Origin of the sequence: Chlamydia suis, assembly GCF_900169085.1 — a bacterium.
Classification (GTDB): Bacteria; Chlamydiota; Chlamydiia; order Chlamydiales; family Chlamydiaceae; genus Chlamydia; species Chlamydia suis.
In genome coordinates this window covers 690,941-710,545 of the sequence record NZ_LT821323.1, presented here as the reverse complement: position 1 = coordinate 710,545, position 19,605 = coordinate 690,941, and the positions used below count along the sequence as shown (strand labels likewise).

The following is a 19,605-nucleotide window of genomic DNA, read 5'->3' as shown; positions in this document are numbered from 1 at the left end:
ACTCTACTGTTGTTTTCGTTTTTGCTAAACCGGAGAGAGAGTCGTGTTTATGATTCGGAAGTGGACTGGAATTCTTCTTTGCGTACTGTTCGGTAGCGTGTCTTGTTTTTGCCTGGAAGAGAATAGTGGAAGAGCTTCTCCTACTGTAGAGCTTGTGGGTGAAAGTGAACAAGCGGTTAAGGGAGAGGTGGTTCGTGTCGGGGTGCTTATTGCTATACCCAAGGGAGAGCATATCTACTGGAAGAATCCCGGGAGGCTTGGCATGCCGTTGCGCATTTTTTGGGATTTGCCTACCGGGTGCGAGTTGCTTGAAGAACATTGGCCTACTCCGGAAGTTTTTGAAGAGGAAGGAACGGTTTATTTTGGATATAAACATTCCACAATGGTTGTAGCGGATATTCATGTTTCTAAGAATCTGGAAAGCAGTCAATTAGAAATAAAAGCTCGAGTGGAGTGGCTCTCTTGTGGAGAGTCCTGTATTCCAGGATCTTCGGAAAGAACCCTTATGCTTCCGATAGGCCAGGGGCCTTTAATCCCTAATAGTCAAGAGTCATTAGCCTTTTCTCGCGCCTTAACTGCTCAACCCCGTCAGTTGGATGCGGCAATTACAATTTCGTATCAGACAGATGGATTGGATGTCCTTGTGAAAGAAGGGAAATCTAATGGGGCGGCTAAAGCGTGGTTCATTGCAGAAAATACTCGCGATTTTGCTTGCGCAGAGGGAGATTCACCAGAAGGAGAGCATGCTCGTATATGGCGGCTTAAACATTTTGAAGGGAACATGCCCAAGGGCGCCGGCTTGTCTGGGATTCTAGTGTTTACAGACGATTCGGGTAGGGTAATAGCAGCTTATCAGGTGCAAGAACATCAAGTGCAACAGCTTCCTGCCCTGAGCTGGGGATTTTGTTCGATCCTACTGATGGCTTTTGTTGGTGGGGTTTTATTAAATATTATGCCCTGTGTTTTGCCTCTCATCACTCTCAAGGTATTCAGTTTAATTAAGTCTGCGGCAGATCATCATTCCTCATCTGTTGTTAGCGGAGTTTGGTTTACTCTAGGGGCAATCGCGAGCTTTTGGGGATTAGCTTTTTGTGCTTGGTTGTTGAAGATTCTAGGACAAAATATTGGTTGGGGTTTTCAGCTCCAAGAGCCTATGTTTGTAGCAGTCTTAGTCTTGATTTTCTTCTTATTTGCTTTAAGCTCTCTGGGAGTTTTCGAGATGGGGATGATCTGTTTGAGCTTAGGAAAAAAACTGCAAAAAGAGGGGGGCTCTTCGGCAAGGAAACACCAGCGTTGGGGTGCTTTTTTCAATGGAGTGCTAACGACTTTTGTCACAACACCTTGCACCGGGCCCTTTTTAGGTTCGGTTTTTGGATTAGTTATGGCCGTATCGTTTGTTAAGCAAATAGCTATTTTTACTGCCATAGGTTTGGGTATGGCAAGCCCTTATCTCTTATTTGCTTCCTTCCCAAAAATGTTAGCCATTTTACCTAAACCAGGCCCCTGGATGAGCACGTTTAAACAGCTAACTGGATTTATGTTGCTTGCTACAGCAACCTGGTTGATTTGGATTTTTGGCGAGGAAACAAGTACAGCTGCTGTGACGATTCTCCTCATAGGATTATGGCTGGTTGCCATTGGGGCATGGATTTTAGGCCGATGGGGAACTCCTGTATCTCCGCGCCGGCAAAGATTGTGTGCTTCTGCTGCGTTTATTTTTTGCATTATGAGCTCTTTAGTCGCAGCTTCTGTGGGAGTGCGTTACTTTGATGAGGATGCTAGTCCTGGGCAAAGTTCTCAGTGGCAGGCTTTTTCTCCTGAAAAATTAGCAGATTTACGAGAGAAAGGAGTGCCAGTTTTTGTGAATTTTACAGCAAAATGGTGTTTGACTTGCCAAGTCAATAAACCGATTCTTTATGCTAATGCACATACTTTTGCTGCAAAGGGTATTGCTACCTTGGAAGCGGATTGGACGAAAAAAGATCCTTTGATCACAAAGGAGTTGGCGCGTCTAGGACGAGCAAGCGTGCCTTCTTACGTGTTCTATCCCGCTGGCAACGGAGCTCCTGTAATTTTGCCAGAAAGATTATCACAAGCTGCTTTGGAAGAAATGATTTTTGCTAAATAGAAACCTTTTCCAAAAGCAGCTTTTCCTTCATGATTCTTGATTAAGAATGATAGATTATGAGGGAAGTATGGAGATAATCGATGCGCACGTGCATCTTTCGTCCGAAGAATTTATAGAAGATTTTGCAGAAGTCCACTTGCGAGGTAAAACAGCTGGAGTCACTCGAGTGGTTAATGTAGCGACAACAAAAACAGAGTTGCATCGCTCATTTGCTTATGCGGAGACGTATCCGTCTTGGCTTTTTTATCATGCTGCTGGGACGCCTCCTCAAGATGCACAGGATGACATCGAGGAGGATTTCCAAGAATTTTGTCGAGCGGCAGAAGGAGGGAAGCTCGCTGCTATTGGAGAAGTAGGGCTGGATTATTTATTCGCAGTACAAGAACACGAGCAGGAACGACAAAAGGAAGTTCTTCGACGTTATTTAGGGTTAGCTTTACAGCACGAACTTCCTCTTGTTGTACATTGTCGAGGAGCGTTTGCAGATTTCTTTTCTATTTTAGACCACGCGTATTGTGTAGATGAACGGGCTAGACCTGGAATGTTGCACTGTTTTACAGGGACATATGAGGAAGCGAAGGAGCTGTTAGCTCGCGATTGGTATATTTCTATTAGTGGAATTGTGACTTTTAAAAATGCGCAAGGATTGCGAGACCTTGTGAAACAAATTCCTTTGGAAAGACTGCTTGTAGAAACAGATGCCCCCTATCTTGCTCCCACTCCTCTTCGAGGAAAAAGGAATGAGCCAGCAAATATCCTCTATACTTTAACACAAATTGCGGAGATAAAAGGCCTTAGTCTTAATGAACTACAAGAAGCTGTTTTTGCTAATGTGCAGAGATGGTTGCGAGGTTCTTAGAAGAAAAAGCCTTTCTATTGAGAGATATAGTTGCTGTTTGTTAACGTCCAAGATAAATGTATAGCTTAGAAAAGATAGCGTTAAAACGCTTTTGATTAGAAGTCTGGGGAATATCGAAGAGCAACGGATAGGGAGGCATTCACATGAGAAGGGAGATCGTGCAAAAAGCTTCCTACATTCGTTTCATTATACGATGTATTCATTCTATATCAGGCTGCATATTTACCTTATTTTTGTGTGAACATCTTCTTACCAATATTTTAGCAGCATCATTCTTAGCAAAAAGCCAAGGATTTATTGCCTTGGTGAATATGTTCCATAAGATTCCTGGGCTTAAAGTGATTGAGATTGTCGGTTTAGCTCTGCCTTTAGGAATTCATACTCTCATTGGGATAGGGTATTTGCTTCGAAGCAAAGAAAATTTTTTTGCGTCTGACGGAAGAAAACCTTCTTTGCGTTACGGAAGAAATCTTGCATATACCTTACAACGAATCACAGCATGGTTTTTGTTGGCGAGCTTGGCTTTTCACGTCATTCAGTTTCGGTTTATCTTGTATCCTATTCATGTAAACATTCAGGGAAAAACCTTTTATGCAGTAGCTTTCGAAGCTTCTCGTTATTCTGCTGTCGTGCAAGGGACTACAGGATTCTTTACCATGAATGTTCCTTTCGCAGAAGGGGGGCCGCAAATCACGGAACATTTTTTACAGGAAAAAGATCGAGCGTTATTTGCATCACCTAAGCCGTATATCTTTACTCCTGAGGTTGGCAAAGCATTTCTTTATGCGGTAAGAAATGCTTTGGGATCTTTATGGATGGCGATTTTTTATACTCTTTTTGTTATGGCTGCCGTTTTTCATGGATTTAATGGAATATGGACTGTTGTAGCGCGCTGGGGAATCATCGTATCATCGCGATATTTACGGTTATGTCAAATCGTATGCTACATAGGCATGTTTGTTGTGATGGCTATGGGCGTTAGCGTAATTTGGAATATGTATTTGTTATGACGAGAAAGTGTTGTCGAGTCATTATTATTGGGGGAGGACTAGCTGGGCTCTCTGCCGCTATGCAACTTGCTGATCGGGGGATTTTAGTTGAGCTATTCTCTTTAACAAAAGTTAAACGCTCGCATTCTGTATGTGCTCAGGGCGGCATTAATGCCGCTTTAAATTTAAAAAATGAGAACGATTCTCCATATATTCATGCTTACGACACGATAAAAGGAGGGGATTTTTTAGCCGATCAGCCTCCGGTTTTAGAAATGTGCTTAACGGCTCCGCGGATTATTCATATGTTAGACAGGTTTGGGTGTCCGTTTAATCGAGATGCTCAAGGAAATTTGGATGTCCGTCGTTTTGGAGGGACTTTGTATCATCGTACCGTATTTTGTGGAGCCTCCACAGGGCAGCAATTGATGTACACGATGGATGAGCAAGTTCGTCGTCGGGAATGTCAGGGGAAAATCATTAAAAGAGAGAACCATGAGTTCGTGCGATTGATCACAAATGCGGAAGGCCGAGCCTGCGGTGTTGTTGTCATGAATTTGTTCAATAACCGTTTAGAAGTGATACAAGGCGATGCTGTCATTATTGCAACGGGTGGGTTAGGGGTGATTTTTAAAATGTCTACTAACTCGACTATTTGTACAGGAGCTGCGAATGGACGTTTATTTATGCAAGGAATGCATTATGCCAACCCAGAATTTATTCAAATTCATCCTACAGCAATTCCTGGCATTGATAAACTACGGTTAATTTCAGAGTCGGTTCGTGGTGAGGGAGGAAGAGTTTGGGTGCCAGGGTGTTCGTCCAAGACAATCTTGTTCCCCGATGGTTCTCGTCGTCCTTGTGGAGAAACTGGGAAACCTTGGTATTTTTTAGAAGAGATGTATCCAGCCTATGGCAATTTAGTGAGCCGGGATGTTGGTGCTCGGGCTATTTTACAAGTTTGTGAAGCTGGTATGGGGATCGATGGGCGTTATGAAGTGTTTTTGGATGTTACGCATTTGCCTGTGGAGACTTTGAACAAGTTAGAGGTCGTTTTAGATATCTATCATAAATTTACGGGAGAAGATCCCAGAAAGGTTCCTATGAGGATTTTCCCCGCCGTACACTATTCTATGGGCGGGGCATGGGTAGATTGGCCGGCAAGTGATGATGTTGATCGAGGCTCTCGTTATCGCCATATGACCAACATCCCCGGATGCTTTAACTGTGGAGAGTCTGATTTTCAATATCACGGAGCTAATCGTTTAGGGGCAAATTCTTTGTTATCCTGTTTATATGCAGGATTAGTGGCGGGAGATGAAGCGGCTCGATTTATTGCATCTTTTGGAAGTAGCCCTTACTCGCAACAAGATCTTAAACAAGCCTTACAGCAGGAACAAGAGCTTTCACAAGAAATTTTATCACGTACAGGCGGAGAAAATATTTTTTCTTTGCATGAAGAAATCGCTCGCGTCATGGTGAATCATGTCTCTGTAAAAAGAGAGAATAGCGCTCTTGCAGCGGCTTTGCAGAAGTTAAAAGAATTTCGAGAAAGATTGAAGAAAGTTTCTGTACATGACTCATCTCGATTTGCTAATAAAACCTTTCATTTTGTTCGGCAAATGGAGCCGATGCTAGAGCTAGCTTTAGCCATTACTAAGGGGGCTTTATTGCGAAATGAATTTCGGGGATCGCATTACAAACCAGAATTTCCGACAAGGGATGATGCGAATTGGTTGAAAACGACTATTGCTACTTATTCGGCGGACGAGCCTGAAATTTCTTACAAGCGAGTAGATACTCGACATGTGAACCCTGAATTACGAGATTACACACAACGGGGAGACAAAAACGTTGTATTAGAGAATATTCCGACGAATATTCAGTTCCCTATATAGGAGGCTGGGGTGAAAGAGACGTTTATATTGCAGATTTATAGAGGCGTTCCTGGGAAGCAGTATTGGGAAAGTTTTGAGTTAGAGTTACACCCAGGAGAGAACGTAATTAGCGCTCTTATGGCAATTGAGAAGAATTCCGTAAATACTCGAGGCGAACGAGTAGATCCTGTGGTTTGGGAGCAGGCCTGTCTAGAAGAAGTGTGTGGTTCTTGTGCAATGTTGGTAAATGGCGTTCCAAGACAAGCGTGTACCGCATTGATTCATGAGCATATAGATGCTAAAAGAGAGATCAAGTTAGCGCCTCTTTCTAAGTTCCCTTTAGTTCGGGATTTGATTGTCGACCGCTCTGTGATGTTTAAAAATTTAGAGGAAATCCAAGGCTGGATTTCTGCTGATAAATGCGGTGAAGGCCCAGGCCCTCAGGTCTCTCAAGAGGAGCAGGCTTTAATGTATGCATTATCCATGTGCATGACTTGCGGATGCTGTACGGAAGCCTGCCCTCAAGTTAATGAGAAAAGTGATTTTATGGGGCCTGCAGCGATTGCGCAAGCTCGCTATTTTAATTCTTATCCGGGAGAGAAACGACGAGAACAGCGATTAAAAGCTCTTATGGGAAATAGAGGAATAGAAGGATGCGGCCAAGCACACAATTGTGTACGAGTCTGTCCCAAAAAATTGCCTTTAACAGAAAGTATCTCTGCTATGGGGAGAGAGGTCTCTCGTTTTTCTTTACGAGCGCTATTTTCAGCTTTATTTAAGAAGAAAAAAGAGAAACAAGAAGAGAATCCTTCAGATCCGCTCTCTTAAGTTTCAGAGATTGCATCGCAATTTTATTCCGTGGTAAAGGGAGAGAAAAACAACCTTTCTACGTTATGTCTCGGTTGGACGTCCTTGTATTCGATTCTTTTAGTAATAAGGAAAAGACCTCTTTTCTAGAGGAGGCTTTATGTGGGGAAAATCCTCAAGATTTTGCTCAGCATAGCAAAACCTTTTTAGCTAAGAAAAATCTTTCCATTGCGAGGAAGTTAGCTAGCTACATTTTAAATGAGCAGGGGGATCTTGAACAAGGAAAGATAGCAGAAAGTATTCAGCTGTTAACAAAATGTTTATATCCTTTAGGTCCTCATCGAGAAGAAGAAGGTCCAGCGCGCGAGCATCTATTGAAAATGCTCGAGTTTTTACATGATAATCAAGAAATTAAAAGCCGTTTTCGGCGTTTTTTTGTTCCATCTTATGCAAGAGTTCAGGATTTAATTCGTCATACATTAGCGCTGCCTGCAGGAGAGCAGCTAACCGTTCGGCATGTGTGCGAAGCTGTGTTAGTCTCTTTATTTACCTATTTAAGACAAGACGTGGGGTCTTGTTTTGCAACAGCGCTAGCTATTCTTATCCATCGAGAGTATCCCTTATTGTTTATTCGTGACTTAGAAGATTTATTATCTTCTGGAAAAATTTCCCGTACTATTGGAGATCGGGAAATCACTGTTCCGATCAATCTTCTTCCTTGCATCGGGGATTTATTCCGACCTATTCGTGTGGTGGATCTGTATCCTAATCCCATCGCTACTCTGGCAACCTCTCCAGATATTCAAGCCGCATTTGTTGCTTCAGGGATATTCCCGACAACAGGAGATATATCGGAAGAAATTCAGTCAGTGCTTGCTAATGAAAGAGTTTTTCAAAAAATTCGGGATGTTCATGGGACGATCACTGCGCATGATATCATTCAAGATGGATTATTACATCATTATCAAGTTTCTCCTTCTGAGGTTCAAGCATCCATTTTGCAAGAGGGTTTTCGTAATAGAGAATGGGGAAGTCGTCTTGGGGCATCCGTACTTTCTGCGAGTAGCCAGCATGTGCTGAGCTACCTAGAATCGTATGAGCAGGCTAAGCAAGGGTTTATTCGTGATACACAGAATGTATTGTTGAAATCCTGGGAGTATACACTAGCTACATTAGCGGATGCCAGTCAGACAACAACTGTCAAGCATTTACAAATCGCTTTGGGGTGGAGTAGCGGTGATGAGTATGGTTTACACGACATCATACGGAATTTTTTAGCGGAGGAGATAGCGGCAACACAAGCTTTTGCAGGACAGTGTGAACAGACTTATCAGGAAGCAAAAGCCCAGTTGGAGTATGTGGAAAGCCGGATGCGTAATCCCATTAATAAGCAGGACAGTCAAATTTTAGCCATGGATCATGTGCGATTCCGGCAAGAGCTGAACCAGGCTTTACAAGATTGGAACGCTGCGCAAGAAAAATTAAAAAAAATTCTCACGCTTCCGGACTTTCTCTTCTCTTTTTATTCGCGGGCAATCCCAGTATATTTCCGCAGTGTCTATGATGCTTTTATTAGGGAATTTTCTGACCACTATGAGGATGTCCCTGCAGGATTCCGTATAGTATTTACCTACGGAAGAAGTCATCCTAACACCTGGGAACCGATCTATTCTATAGAGGAGTTTATTCATGCGTTGACGGACTTTTTTTCTTCTACGGAAGGAGATCTTTTAGCCAAACATAATGTTTCTGGATTAGAGAAAGAAACTTCTGTTTTGTTGCATCGTATAGCAGCTGCTTTACATGAGCCTCGTTTTCAAGAGGCAGCAATGGAACGGATCCTTAAAGCGTATAATTGCCCTGTTCCCCAGGGGATATTTCAGAATTTGAATCGGATTACGCATACTCCTTGGGTATATGTTTCTGGAGGAACGGTAACGACATTGGTGAGTGATTATTTTGAAAATCCTCACCCTGTATCTCAGCTAAAAAAACTGCCAGCAGATCCACATGAATTAGCAGCATTCTTTACGGATGCTTTGAAAGACCTCCCAAGCGCAGTGAAAGAATATTTGGAGGATGGAGAGCACGCTTTATTAGCTGCTACACCCTCCCATGTATTTTCTATAACAGCGGGGTCGCCATTATTTAGAGATGCTTGGACGAATGACTGGTATAGTTATACTTGGTTACGAGATGTATGGGTCTCTAAGCACCAAGCCTTTTTAAAACACACTGTTTTTGATAAAACAGCTATTTATGCTTTTATCACAAGATTCTGTACACGCTACTATTTGCAGGAATGGATACAAGATTTTGTCTATTTTTGTGACGATTTATCGCTATCCATTCCAGAACTCTATGAAAAAAGTACGCGCTTTTTTCAGGCAACGGTTCGAGAGGAAAAAGAGGTCGCTGTGTTACAAAAATATTTGGCGCAGCAACTCGTGCAAGAAGCACCTTACATCTCGGAACAGCGATTGCCCGAAGTGATAGGAGATATATCTTCTTATTTAGGCATTTCTTCTAGGATTTCTTACGACCGTTTTGCAGAATTATTGGAAGCAAACATAGAAAAACACTCTTTACTATCTTCCGCGGATCTTAGACGTCTATATAAAGGTTTGTTGATGGCTGGATATCAACGCGTTTATCATGAAGAGGACCTTTCTATGCGATTAATAGCCGCTATGCGTCATCATGGTTTAGCATATCCGGCTCCGCTTCTTTTTGGAGATACGAATTGGGCTTACCGGTATTTTGGTTTTATTTTGCATCCTGGGACCCAGGAAATGGATTTATGGGAATTTAATTATTTAGGATTATCCGGTCGCCCTTCAGAACATAAAGAACGTTGGTTTGCTGTTCCCTCTCCCTGGGTTCTTTATCCTAATCCTATTGAGTATGGGATGCCGCCTCCTCCTGGGTATCGAAGTGGACTGCCCAAAGGCTTTTTCTAAAAAAGACCTGCTTTAGATAAAAGAGAAGAAACCTACAGCTCCATCAATTTGTGTTTGGTTTTTATTTTTCAACATTGTGGTTAGTATTTCAGTAAAATTTTCTGAGTGTAGTGGAGCAAGAGGGTCTTTGAGTAAAGCTTCTATGGGAAGTGATGTTAGACTCTGGGAGATATTTGGGCAGCCTGTGAGACAAATCAGAATATCTCCCGATTCTATCTCTTGTTGTTCTGCAATAGCTAGGAGGCGTTCTTTGCGTTTCAGGAATAGAGAGGGAGGATTAATCCCTTGCGAAAGCATGGATAATGATCGGGATGCCGGATTATATTCCAGGAAAACCATAGAAATGGAGGCTTCATTCCCTTCGGTTGTTTCATTGAAATTTTGAGTGGTTTTATCGCGAATAGCGCGTAGTGAGTATCCCAAACTTGCGTAAGTAAGGAATAGACTTCGGGCAGAGAGAGCATATAGATAAGAAGGAAGCCCAATATCTCCAGCAATTCCAATCACGCCGAGAAAGCTTGTTTTTTGAGGAGATGCTACCCAGCCATAAAAGTGCCCTGTTTGTTGCTCTCCTTTCAATCTATTCAACGAGAAGATTCCTCCAGGAAGTTCATCGGAACGTTGACCGAGAAGAGTGTCTTGTAAAGAAGCCAACAAAGCAAGCTCTTTTTGTAATAAGCTACCAGAAGCATATTCTATCTCTGCTTTTTCTTTCACATTGAGAAGTAATAGCAGCGTGCAGTTAAAAATATTCCCTAGTTCATTAATTTCGTATCCGAAAGGCTGCGGTTCATAACGAACAAGATGATTTCCTTTCCAGGCAGATTCCATGCTGACAGTGAGTTCTTGTAAAGGGCGATTTAAGCGTTTGCTAGTGCAAGAGAGCAACCATCCCATCAGAGAAAAAGCAAGGATGTAAAATACAATGACGTTAATGGGGAGTCTTAAGGCTTGTGTAATACAGTTTGATAGTGGAACAAGCGCGAGAGAATAGGTGTGCGGGATTGGCTGCCAAGAAGAAAGGTAGCCCAAGAAGGTTTTTCCTTGTATGGTAACCTGTAAAAGTTCTTTGGATTTGAATGCCTTAGGCGAGGGTTCCAAAGGGTACGTAGTGTGTGAAGGGGAAAGCTGTGGATATCCTGCTAATGCAAGAGAGAAGGCTCCGTTTTGCAGAGAGGCCGCATCTGAAAAAAGTAATTCTCCCTGCTTATTTAGGAAGCAAAGCTGGGTTTGGCGAGAAGCTGGGTTTTGGAATAAATAGTTGCGAAGCTTTTGCATGGAGTAGAAGGCAATGACCCAGCCTGCAAGAGCCGAGTCTTCATGTGTAGTAGGAAGCGGCTCCGCAAACACAAGATAGTGTTCCTCTTTGTCCAAATATCCTGAAATGGAGACTAGGCTAGCATTCCCAGGATTTTGGATAAGTTTGTCACGTATTTCTGGATGCGCTTTTATATACCGTATAAAAGGATCTCTGGGATTTTTAGTGCGGATACTATCATTAGCAGAAGAGAGTAAACAGAGCGATAAATCTATGTCTCCCAGAGCGATCATTTCACTATATGCTTCGGTAAAAAAATCCTGCGTTGTGGTTAGGGTTTTCAGGGCTAAAGTTTCTGCCAACCGTTTGAGAAAAATTTTGTGGATGGCGATTTTTTTCTCGAGCTCTAAATTAAAATTCATGGTTCGAGTGTGTAGATCTTGAACAACCGCTGTTTTGACTGCTGCAAAAGAGAAAAAGGAGAGCACAGCGAGATTCAAGAGGAGGGGAGCGGGAATCACCAGAAAAAGAAAAAGTAGGATTCTTTTTGTGAATGTTTGTCTCATTCTACACACAAAAATTTCGTTTGGGGAAGAAGTGTTCAAAAAGCCTTCTTAACGGCACGATAAAGAAGAGGAAAAGAAAAAATCTACAAGGATTCTTTAAGGGGCTGCTAAGCAAAAAATTTTTAAAGAGGGCCATGGGCCTTAGGGGTTTTTAAAACGAGCAGCGTGATATCATCGTGTTGCTGGCAATCTTTTACAAAAGATTTAATAGAGAACATGATTGATTGTACGGCTTCCTCTGCATTGTGTTGAGTTAAAGAGGCGACCAAATTTTTTAAGCGTTCCTCTCCAAACATTTCTCCATGTTTATTATGGGCTTCTGTTACGCCATCGGTATAAAGGACGAGAAGAGACCCTTCTTCGAGCGTGAGAGTGTAGGTAAGATGAGGTGCTACTCCTGGTAAAAATCCCAAAGCCATGCCCGGATGGGAGAGGAAAGAGACATCTCCATTAGGCGCGCGTAAACAAGCAGGATTATGGCCGCAGGAGTAGTATTCTAGCTGTCGTGTTGTATAGTGATAACAATAGATACATAGGGTGACAAACATCCCCGATTCTGCGGTTTGTTGATAGAAGAGAGAAGAGGTCCGTTGAACAGCCTCTTGAATAGACGAAAGCTCACTCAGGAAAGTGTGTAACATATTTTTAAGAAAAAGGGAGTAGGCACAGGCATTGACGCCTTTCCCGGAGGCATCGGCAACGATTAGAAACAGTTTAGCCTGGTCTCCTTCGCCGATAACAAAGGCATCGAAAAAATCTCCCCCTACGGTAATTGCTGGAATATAGGCTTTTGCAATTTCTGTTGTTGGATAATTTGGCAGTTGGTTAGGAAGAAGGCGCCGTTGCGCTTCTTCTCCTAATCGTAGAGCATTTTGTGCCTGCTGTTTGATCGCGTAATTTTTTTCTGCCAGGGATTGTTGTTGAGAGAGGCTTTGTACCATAGAGTTGAAAATTTCCCCTAAGCGATTAATTTCAAAGCCTAGGGAGTCTGGTTCGTAAGGGTGGTGTTGATTACGCCGAGTTTCAATCATCGCTGTAGCGAGCCTTCGTATAGGCTTAGATAGGCGTTTTGCTACTAAAAAAGCAGTAATACTTCCTAAAAGTACGCAACAAAAATAAGCAAAGTACAGCAGGGCTCGACGCCATAAAGAAGCAAAAATAATCGTTTTTTCTGTGTAGGTTAGGATGCGAAAATCCATATCAGAGGGTGTATAGATGTATCCCCACATTTCTTGATCTTGGATACGGAAAGAAACAAAACCTTCTCCGTAAGGAAGTGGGGAGAGATCTAGTGGTGCTCGTAATAGGAGGTGTGGAGGGCAGAAGTCCTCTCGAAGAAAGACATCACAGAATTGATCCTGCGCAACCTCCTTATGTGTGGATACAAGATTCAGGCTAGCATCTGTTGCTTGTAGAATAATCCCATTTTTAGAAAGGATTGCCGTTTTCATGGAAAGAGGGTCTTTTGCTGCTAGCAATCCATCTAATAGATAATCAGTATCTGAAAGGGTATATAGAACGCCAAGAACTTCTTGAGAGCTAATATCGAAAATAGGAGTTTGCAATACGGAAAGAAGCGGAGAATCTCCATCAGAGTGTCTCAGAGTGGCTAAAAAAGGCTGTGATGGGGATAGAAAGATTTCTTGGTTGTAGTTTTTCCCAAGTTGTTGCAGTTGGCTAGAAGCAACAACAATAAAATTGCCATCAGGATCCTTTCTTACAAGAGAGATCTCTTTGTATGTAGAATAAAAAATTTTTTCCATTTCTTTGCTGAGCGCGAGATCGGGTTCGGAAGGAACCCCTCTGTCTAGATCAAAAATTTCAGAAAAGAGCGCGAGGATATCAATGTTTAAAGGAATGATCTGTTGCAGCGTATGCGCTTTAAATAAAGCGTTTTCTCGCAAATCAGAGGTGGTAGAAAGCAGAGTTTTTTTATATTGCAGGAGATTCAACTGGAAGATATTAATCCCTAAAGGGAACATGATCGCGGCCACACAGATAAGCCATAAACGAAAACCTATCGTTCGTGTAAAAGAGATCATAGTATAGCGGTTTTCATGTATAGGGACGGGCATGTTCTGTACTTTCCCCTAAAGGGACAAGATAAAGTATTACATACTCTCCCCAGGAAAAATCTACAAGCAAAGAGGAAAAGGGGCTTTGTAAAGCCCCTCTCGTAACGAGAACAGGATATTCTCAGTCACTGTTTAAGCTTTAGAGAAAGGATTAGAATCCTGAAATACAGCTTCAGCGCCAATTTCTTTTTCAATGGCCATGAGGCGATTGTATTTAGCAATGCGCTCTGAACGGGAAAGAGAGCCTGTTTTGATTTGTCCCGTGTTAAAGGCAACAGCAAGATCTGCGATTGTGGTATCTTCTGTTTCTCCAGATCTATGCGATAGAATCGTTGCATAGCCTTGTGTAGTTGCCAAGCGGATAGCTTCCGCTGTTTCTGTCAGTGTTCCTATCTGGTTAGGTTTGATGAGAACAGCATTGGCAAGGCCCTGCGTAATGCCTTCTGCAATTAGCGCAGAGTTCGTTACAAATAAATCATCTCCAACGAGTTGAATACGATCTCCTAGAGTTTCTGATAAAAGCTTCCACCCTTCGAAATCTTCTTCAGCAAGGCCATCTTCGATAGAATCAATAGGATACTGATCGCACAGTTCTGCAAGCACTGCAACCTGATCGGCAGAGGATTTCCCATCATACGTTTTATCTTGTGTATTATAGAAAGAGGAGGCAGCGCAATCGAGCGCTAATGAAATATCCTCTCCAGGGACAAAACCTGCTTTTTCAATAGCTGTCAAAAGAAGATCGAGCGCCTCAGAATTAGAAGCGAGTTGTGGAGCGAAGCCTCCTTCATCACCGACCCCAGTAGACAACTGTCGATTCTGTAAGATTTTCTTTAAGACGTGGAAGACTTCTGCGCCCATTCGTACAGCCTCTGCTAAAGAAGGAGCGCTAATAGGGCGGATCATAAACTCCTGAAATTGTAGGCCGTTCGTTGCATGCATCCCGCCGTTAATTAGGTTCATCATGGGGCAGGGGAGAATATGTGAGAAAGCTCCACCTAAATAGCGATATAACGGTCTTTCTAAGGTTGCGGCAGCAGCTTTTGCTAATGCTAAAGAGACCCCGAGAATGGCGTTGGCGCCGAGTTTTTCCTTGTTAGGAGTGCCGTCGGCATCAATCATAATAGCGTCTGCTGTAATTTGATCAAAAATGCTGACCCCTTGTAAAGCGGGTAGCAATACGTTTTCTACATTGGAGATGGCTTGTAAGACTCCCTTCCCTTGATAGCGTTTAGGATCTCGGTCACGAAGTTCTAACGCTTCTTTAATGCCTGTAGATGCACCAGAAGGAACACAAGCTTCGCCAAAGATTCCCGTGTTAGTAATGACTTTGACGCATAATGTAGGATACCCTCGGGAATCTAAAATTTCTCTAGCTTCTATATCAGAGATGACTGCGTCAAACATAACAAGATCCTTTTCTAGACTGGTTAATGAAAGCGGTTTGCTCGTTTTATCCGTTTCCTCCGACAGAATCTTATGGCACTAAATAAAGAGACGCCCGCAAGGTTATTTTGCTTAATAGAAAGGGATCATAACGAGGGATTCAATTCTGTGGTATTCTTTTCAGTTTGTATTGCCTTCTTCTTCTTGTTGAAAAAGGAGCTGCCGTTTTGCGGCGTTCATCAAATCGCGGTACTTAGCAGCTTCATCAAACTGAAAATCTTGAGCCGCTTTATACATAGCTTCTTCATAAGCCTTTATGGATGTTTCTAGCTCTTTAGAAGATTGCTGTTCCAGACGAGACTTTTCATGAGCCTCTTCTTTAGTAATCGGATTGGCTAAGATGGGTTTAATGATGGGGCGCGGGGTGATCTGATGTTTTTTATTGTAATCGAGTTGTATTTGTCTGCGACGTTCGGTTTCTTTAAGCATATGATCCATAGAAGGTGTGATGCGATCTGCATAAAAAATCACTTTCCCATGGATATTACGTGCGGCTCGTCCGCAAAATTGAATGAGAGAAGAACTGCTTCGTAAAAAGCCTTCTTTATCTGCATCGAGGATAGCGACTAAAGAAACTTCTGGTAAGTCGATTCCTTCACGAAGCAAATTTACGCCAATAAGAACATCGATAGTTCCTAATCGTAAATCTGTAAGAATCTGAGTTCTTTCTGCAGTTTCGATACCCGAATGTAGATAAGCTGCGGCAATACCTAATTCAGCAAGAAAAGCAGCAATGTCTTCAGCTAATTTTTTTGTTACGGAAATGACTAGGATTTTTTCTTTATCTTTGTGGAGTCTTTGGCGGATTTCTTCTAAGAGGTCATCGATTTGTCCTGTTGCAGGGCGAATTTCTGGCAGTGGATCGGGAATCCCTGTAGGGCGAATGATTTGCTCTACAATATGACCGCGACTTTCTTGGATTTCTAGCTCTCCGGGAGTAGCCGATACATACACTACGCGATGGAAATAGCGCCGAGCTTCTTCATAAGTTAGAGGGCGATTATCAAAAGCAGAAGGAAGACGAAATCCATACTCGACAAGGGAGCGTTTGCGGGATTGATCTCCGCGATACATTGCTCGTAATTGAGGAAGTGTTTGGTGGGACTCATCGATGATTAAAAGAAAATCATCTGGGAAATAATCAAGAAGACAAGTTGGCGGCTCTCCTGGAGCAGCTCCAGTAAAGTGCCTAGAATAATTTTCTATTCCCTTACAGAAACCGATTTCTTTGATCATTTCTATATCATGAGTCGTGCGTTGAAAGAGCCTTTCTTGCTCTACAGGACGTCCTTCAAAAAAGAGTAAGCGTTGCTCGAGTTCTTCTCGGATAGAGCGGATCGCTTGTTCGCGAACGGCTTCGGGGGTGACGTAGTGGGAGCCAGGATAAAGAGTGATAGAGGAGGTTGTCCCCGAAGGGATCATAGTCAGCGGATCTGTATATTCTATTGAGACCAGAGTGTCGTTCACAAATTCAAGTCGGACAGCGCAATCACTTTCGTAAGCTAGGAAGATATCGATAACACTCCCTCGTTCGCGAAATGCGCTACGCTGGGGGGTAGCAGTGGCTTGATAATGCATACGCACGAGCTGGGAGGAGAGTTGTGCGCGGGGGTATTCCTTGCCTACCTCTAAAGTAAGGGCCATGGAGGAATAGTTGTCGGGGGATCCAATTCCGTAAATACAGGAAATGGAGGAAACGATTAGCGTATCGCGTCGTTCCAGGATAGACCGTGTTGCAGAGAGACGCAGCTTATCAATTTCGTCATTGATTAGCAGGCTTTTTTCAATATAGGTATCACTACGGGCAATGTAGGCTTCGGGCTGGTAGTAGTCGTAGTAAGAAATGAAATATTCGACAGCATTTTCTGGAAAGAAAGCTTTAAATTCTTGGTACAGTTGAGCTGCCAGGGTTTTATTATGAGCAAGCACCAAAGTTGGAACATTAACATTGGCAATAACATTTGCCATAGTAAATGTTTTTCCAGACCCAGTGGTTCCCAGAAGAACCTGTGAGGGGATTCCATCTAAAATTCCCTGAGAGAGTTGCCGAATAGCTTCTGGCTGATCTCCACAAGGAAGGAAAGGAGCATGTAATACAAATTGTGGATTCAGAACTCCCCTCCTGTTTGATGGATTATTTAGAGGATGCTAGGATTGCTCGCCATTTGCGACTTAAGCCTAAACAGTCATGGACTTCTTCCATAGTGGCCTTAGCCAAAGAGCGCATTTTTTCTGTCCCCTTTTGTAAAGCCTCTTCAAGAATTTTAGGGCGAGCAATGAGTTCATTGCGTTTTTCTCGAAAAGGATCCAGGAACAGATTAATTTCTTCTGCTAAGCGAGCTTTTACTTCCACATCTTTGATGCATCCTTGGCGGTAGCGTGTTTTAAAGTCTTCTACTTCTTCTTTATGAGGATTAAACAGATCGTGGTAAATAAATAAAGGATTGCCTTCTACTCTTCCGGGTGTTGTCGCATGAATTCGATTAGGATCTGTGTACATTTTTCGGATTTTTTCTTGTACTGTCTTCGCATCGTCAGCAAGATAAATAGCATTATTTGCTGATTTGCTCATTTTTCCTTGTCCATTTGTCCCTACAAGAGCTGTAAGCTCTCCTTGTAGGGTGTCTGGCTCTGGGAATACAGGTCCGTATAGTCGATTGAACGTTTTCGCTATATCACGAGTTAATTCGACATGAGCTTCATTATCTTTCCCAACAGGAACGAGATGCGCTTTAGCAAGTAAAATATCCGCACTTTGTAAAACAGGATACCCAATAAGCCCATGAGATAGACTTTCTTCATTGATAGAAGCATTGCGAGCCATTTCTTTAATGCTTGGAATCCCCATAATATGATTCAAGGGGGTTAGCATCGAAAAGATGAGATTTAACTCGTAAATCTCAGGAATAGCGGATTGCAGGTAGATAGCAGATTTATCCGGGTCTATGCCTACGCTTAGCCAGTCAGCAAGAACATCGTAAACATGGTTATCAATGTGAAGAACTTCTTCTTTTCGTGTCTTGGTTGTTAGTGTATGCAGGTCTGCTATAATGAAGAAACACTCATAGCGAGGGTCTTGTTGTAACTGTAGGCGATTCGCAATGGAGCCAATCCAATGCCCCAGATGGAGTTTTCCTGTAGGACGATCACCGGTAAGAACACGTTTTTTATTCATGGTTGACTCTCGAGGCGGGACCCGGGAGAGGGAAGAAACCTCGCTCCTTGTTTGTTCTTTAATTCTTTGATTGAAAAAATAAGCCCCCAAAGACTTGTTCGTGGGGGCAAATCAACACCATTTTTAGAAAATGGCCGTCAGGAAGGCTAATCAATTTACATAGATTTCGTCAATTCTTCAAAATGAGCTCTTAAAGAAACCAAATCCTCTTGAATTTCTTGAAGATTTTTTTCTCCGATAGGGTTTTTTTGAGCTTCCAGTAAACGAGATAGCAAATGGCGGATGAGATGACAGGTGTTTTGTACATCCGTCATGAGTAAAAATTCCTGACCATCAACTCGTGCAAGGCGGTTCAAGAAAACGCAGCGTTCTTGCTGGGCGAGCATATCTGAAGTGATGAAATTAATAAATTCTCCGCGTTCGTGAATATCTTTTGCTACACGAATCAACATCATAAATTGTACAATGAGGCTTTGTGCAGATTGTTTTTGTCCTGCAGGTAACTCTTGCAAAAGCTTTCCGTTGATCAGCATTTCAAATAAAAAGTTGGCAAGCTCTTGTTGTCCTTGTGAGCAGTTGAATACTACGTTTTGGAATTCTCTAAATGTCGTATACCCAATTGGCGTCGCAAAAATTCTTTTTAAATTTCCTTCCAAAAGTAGGAATGTATTGTTATCGATTTCTAGGTTTTTGGGTTTCGTCGTCATTACGGGACACCTTAGTATTAGAAAGAAGGTTAGTTGTAACTTTTTGTAGCTTTTTAATCAATTTTTCCAAGGAGAGGAGTTCCTCTTGAGAGATCTCGTTGCATTGTCGTAATAATTTTGTTCCTTTGGCAAAAAGGGCAAAAGCTTGTTGGGGGAGGGATGCTTGACGGCGATCTGTGGGAAGTAGAGGAAATTCCCTTCGGATAATTTCGAGAATCTCCCCCTTGGTCTCTCCTTGATAGTTGCGGATAATAGCTTCTTTTTTCTCTAGATCTCCCTCTCGAGAAGCTAGTGTGTAAACAGCTTGTCTAGGCATTTTCCCTAGCTCAAGTTTTAAAGGGTCGGGGAGGATAGAAAAAAACTCATAGTAAACTAGAAAATTATAGGGAGTTTGCCGATTGCCATAGGTAAGCAACAGCCAGGCAGAAAATGCACCTTCTCGATAGGATTTTAATAACTCGCGAGCCTTTTTGATGCGCTCCCCATGAAGAAGTACGGCTTGATGATGGATTTGTTTTACTTGGGCAGACAGGTGGCAAAGCTGTTGTAGGTCGAGGTCTGAGATTTCTTGAGAAAAGGAATACTCTTCTAATAATTGTCGGAATTTTGCTTCTTCTTGCGGAGAAAGCTTGGGATTGGTGAACCCATTTAGAAAGGGAGAGAGCTCGCCCTCTAATCGTTTTTTAGCAAGGGACTCCATCTTATCGGAGGCGGGTTTTTTAAATCGATTTTCTAGAAGGGTTTTGATGTTTCCCATA

General features: G+C 42.5%; 13 protein-coding genes. 6 read left to right on the top strand and 7 right to left on the bottom strand.

The window, feature by feature from the left end:
- The first annotated feature begins 49 nt into the window (after positions 1–49).
- The 6 genes from B6E89_RS03235 (at position 50) to B6E89_RS03210 (ending at position 9,620) form a co-directional block, all read left to right on the top strand.
- Entirely contained in the window at positions 50–2,128 is a 2,079-nt protein-coding gene (locus tag B6E89_RS03235) for a protein-disulfide reductase DsbD family protein (protein WP_080133134.1), read from the top strand.
- Positions 2,129–2,195: 67 nt separating this feature from the next.
- On the top strand, positions 2,196–2,987 hold the full coding sequence (locus B6E89_RS03230) for a TatD family hydrolase (RefSeq protein WP_080123141.1): 792 nt from the start codon (positions 2,196–2,198) through the stop codon (positions 2,985–2,987).
- A gap of 143 nt (positions 2,988–3,130) precedes the next feature.
- Positions 3,131–3,997, top strand: coding sequence for a succinate dehydrogenase cytochrome b558 subunit (locus tag B6E89_RS05055; protein WP_080123889.1), 867 nt, complete (start codon positions 3,131–3,133; stop codon positions 3,995–3,997).
- Entirely contained in the window at positions 3,994–5,874 is a 1,881-nt protein-coding gene (sdhA, locus tag B6E89_RS03220) for a succinate dehydrogenase flavoprotein subunit (RefSeq protein ID WP_080123888.1), read from the top strand. The genes B6E89_RS05055 and sdhA overlap by 4 nt, the downstream gene beginning before the upstream one ends.
- 9 nt (positions 5,875–5,883) lie before the next feature.
- The gene (sdhB, locus tag B6E89_RS03215; RefSeq protein WP_080133133.1) at positions 5,884–6,681 is read left to right on the top strand and encodes a succinate dehydrogenase iron-sulfur subunit; all 798 of its coding nucleotides are present in this window, start codon (positions 5,884–5,886) and stop codon (positions 6,679–6,681) included.
- Between the two features lie 65 nt (positions 6,682–6,746).
- Positions 6,747–9,620 (top strand): hypothetical protein, encoded by a 2,874-nt coding sequence (locus tag B6E89_RS03210; RefSeq protein ID WP_080133132.1) that lies wholly within the window; start codon positions 6,747–6,749, stop codon positions 9,618–9,620.
- A gap of 12 nt (positions 9,621–9,632) precedes the next feature.
- Here B6E89_RS03210 and B6E89_RS03205 read toward each other — a convergent pair whose 3' ends face one another.
- From B6E89_RS03205 to B6E89_RS03175, 7 genes are all read right to left on the bottom strand, one after another.
- Entirely contained in the window at positions 9,633–11,444 is a 1,812-nt protein-coding gene (locus B6E89_RS03205) for a PP2C family serine/threonine-protein phosphatase (protein WP_080133131.1), read from the bottom strand.
- A gap of 122 nt (positions 11,445–11,566) precedes the next feature.
- A complete protein-coding gene (locus B6E89_RS03200; RefSeq protein ID WP_080133130.1) occupies positions 11,567–13,519 on the bottom strand; it encodes a SpoIIE family protein phosphatase in 1,953 nt (650 codons plus the stop codon).
- Between the two features lie 132 nt (positions 13,520–13,651).
- The gene (gene eno / locus B6E89_RS03195; protein ID WP_035407014.1) at positions 13,652–14,926 is read right to left on the bottom strand and encodes a phosphopyruvate hydratase; all 1,275 of its coding nucleotides are present in this window, start codon (positions 14,924–14,926) and stop codon (positions 13,652–13,654) included.
- Positions 14,927–15,085: 159 nt separating this feature from the next.
- Positions 15,086–17,077 (bottom strand): excinuclease ABC subunit UvrB, encoded by a 1,992-nt coding sequence (gene uvrB / locus B6E89_RS03190; protein ID WP_080133129.1) that lies wholly within the window; start codon positions 17,075–17,077, stop codon positions 15,086–15,088.
- Between the two features lie 22 nt (positions 17,078–17,099).
- Complete coding sequence (trpS, locus tag B6E89_RS03185) at positions 17,100–18,140, bottom strand: tryptophan--tRNA ligase (protein ID WP_080123206.1); 1,041 nt, start codon at positions 18,138–18,140, stop codon at positions 17,100–17,102.
- A 155-nt stretch (positions 18,141–18,295) separates the two neighbouring features.
- Positions 18,296–18,847 (bottom strand): CT584 family type III secretion system tip protein, encoded by a 552-nt coding sequence (locus B6E89_RS03180; protein ID WP_035407010.1) that lies wholly within the window; start codon positions 18,845–18,847, stop codon positions 18,296–18,298.
- Positions 18,813–19,604 carry a pGP6-D family virulence protein gene (locus B6E89_RS03175; protein ID WP_080121577.1) on the bottom strand — a complete coding sequence of 264 codons (792 nt, stop codon included), beginning with the start codon at positions 19,602–19,604 and terminating at the stop codon, positions 18,813–18,815. The genes B6E89_RS03180 and B6E89_RS03175 overlap by 35 nt, the downstream gene beginning before the upstream one ends.
- Position 19,605 lies beyond the last annotated feature (1 nt).

What these genes read in the sequence shown, in the direction of transcription:
- B6E89_RS03235 (WP_080133134.1), top strand. Translation starts at nt 50, where the DNA reads ATGATTCGGAAGTGGACTGGAATTCTTCTTTGCGTACTGTTCGGTAGC.
- B6E89_RS03230 (WP_080123141.1), top strand. Translation starts at nt 2,196, where the DNA reads ATGGAGATAATCGATGCGCACGTGCATCTTTCGTCCGAAGAATTTATA.
- B6E89_RS05055 (WP_080123889.1), top strand. Translation starts at nt 3,131, where the DNA reads ATGAGAAGGGAGATCGTGCAAAAAGCTTCCTACATTCGTTTCATTATA.
- sdhA (WP_080123888.1), top strand. Translation starts at nt 3,994, where the DNA reads ATGACGAGAAAGTGTTGTCGAGTCATTATTATTGGGGGAGGACTAGCT.
- B6E89_RS03210 (WP_080133132.1), top strand. Translation starts at nt 6,747, where the DNA reads ATGTCTCGGTTGGACGTCCTTGTATTCGATTCTTTTAGTAATAAGGAA.
- B6E89_RS03205 (WP_080133131.1), bottom strand. Translation starts at nt 11,444, where the DNA reads ATGAGACAAACATTCACAAAAAGAATCCTACTTTTTCTTTTTCTGGTG.
- B6E89_RS03200 (WP_080133130.1), bottom strand. Translation starts at nt 13,519, where the DNA reads ATGCCCGTCCCTATACATGAAAACCGCTATACTATGATCTCTTTTACA.
- eno (WP_035407014.1), bottom strand. Translation starts at nt 14,926, where the DNA reads ATGTTTGACGCAGTCATCTCTGATATAGAAGCTAGAGAAATTTTAGAT.
- trpS (WP_080123206.1), bottom strand. Translation starts at nt 18,140, where the DNA reads ATGAATAAAAAACGTGTTCTTACCGGTGATCGTCCTACAGGAAAACTC.
- B6E89_RS03180 (WP_035407010.1), bottom strand. Translation starts at nt 18,847, where the DNA reads ATGACGACGAAACCCAAAAACCTAGAAATCGATAACAATACATTCCTA.
- B6E89_RS03175 (WP_080121577.1), bottom strand. Translation starts at nt 19,604, where the DNA reads ATGGGAAACATCAAAACCCTTCTAGAAAATCGATTTAAAAAACCCGCC.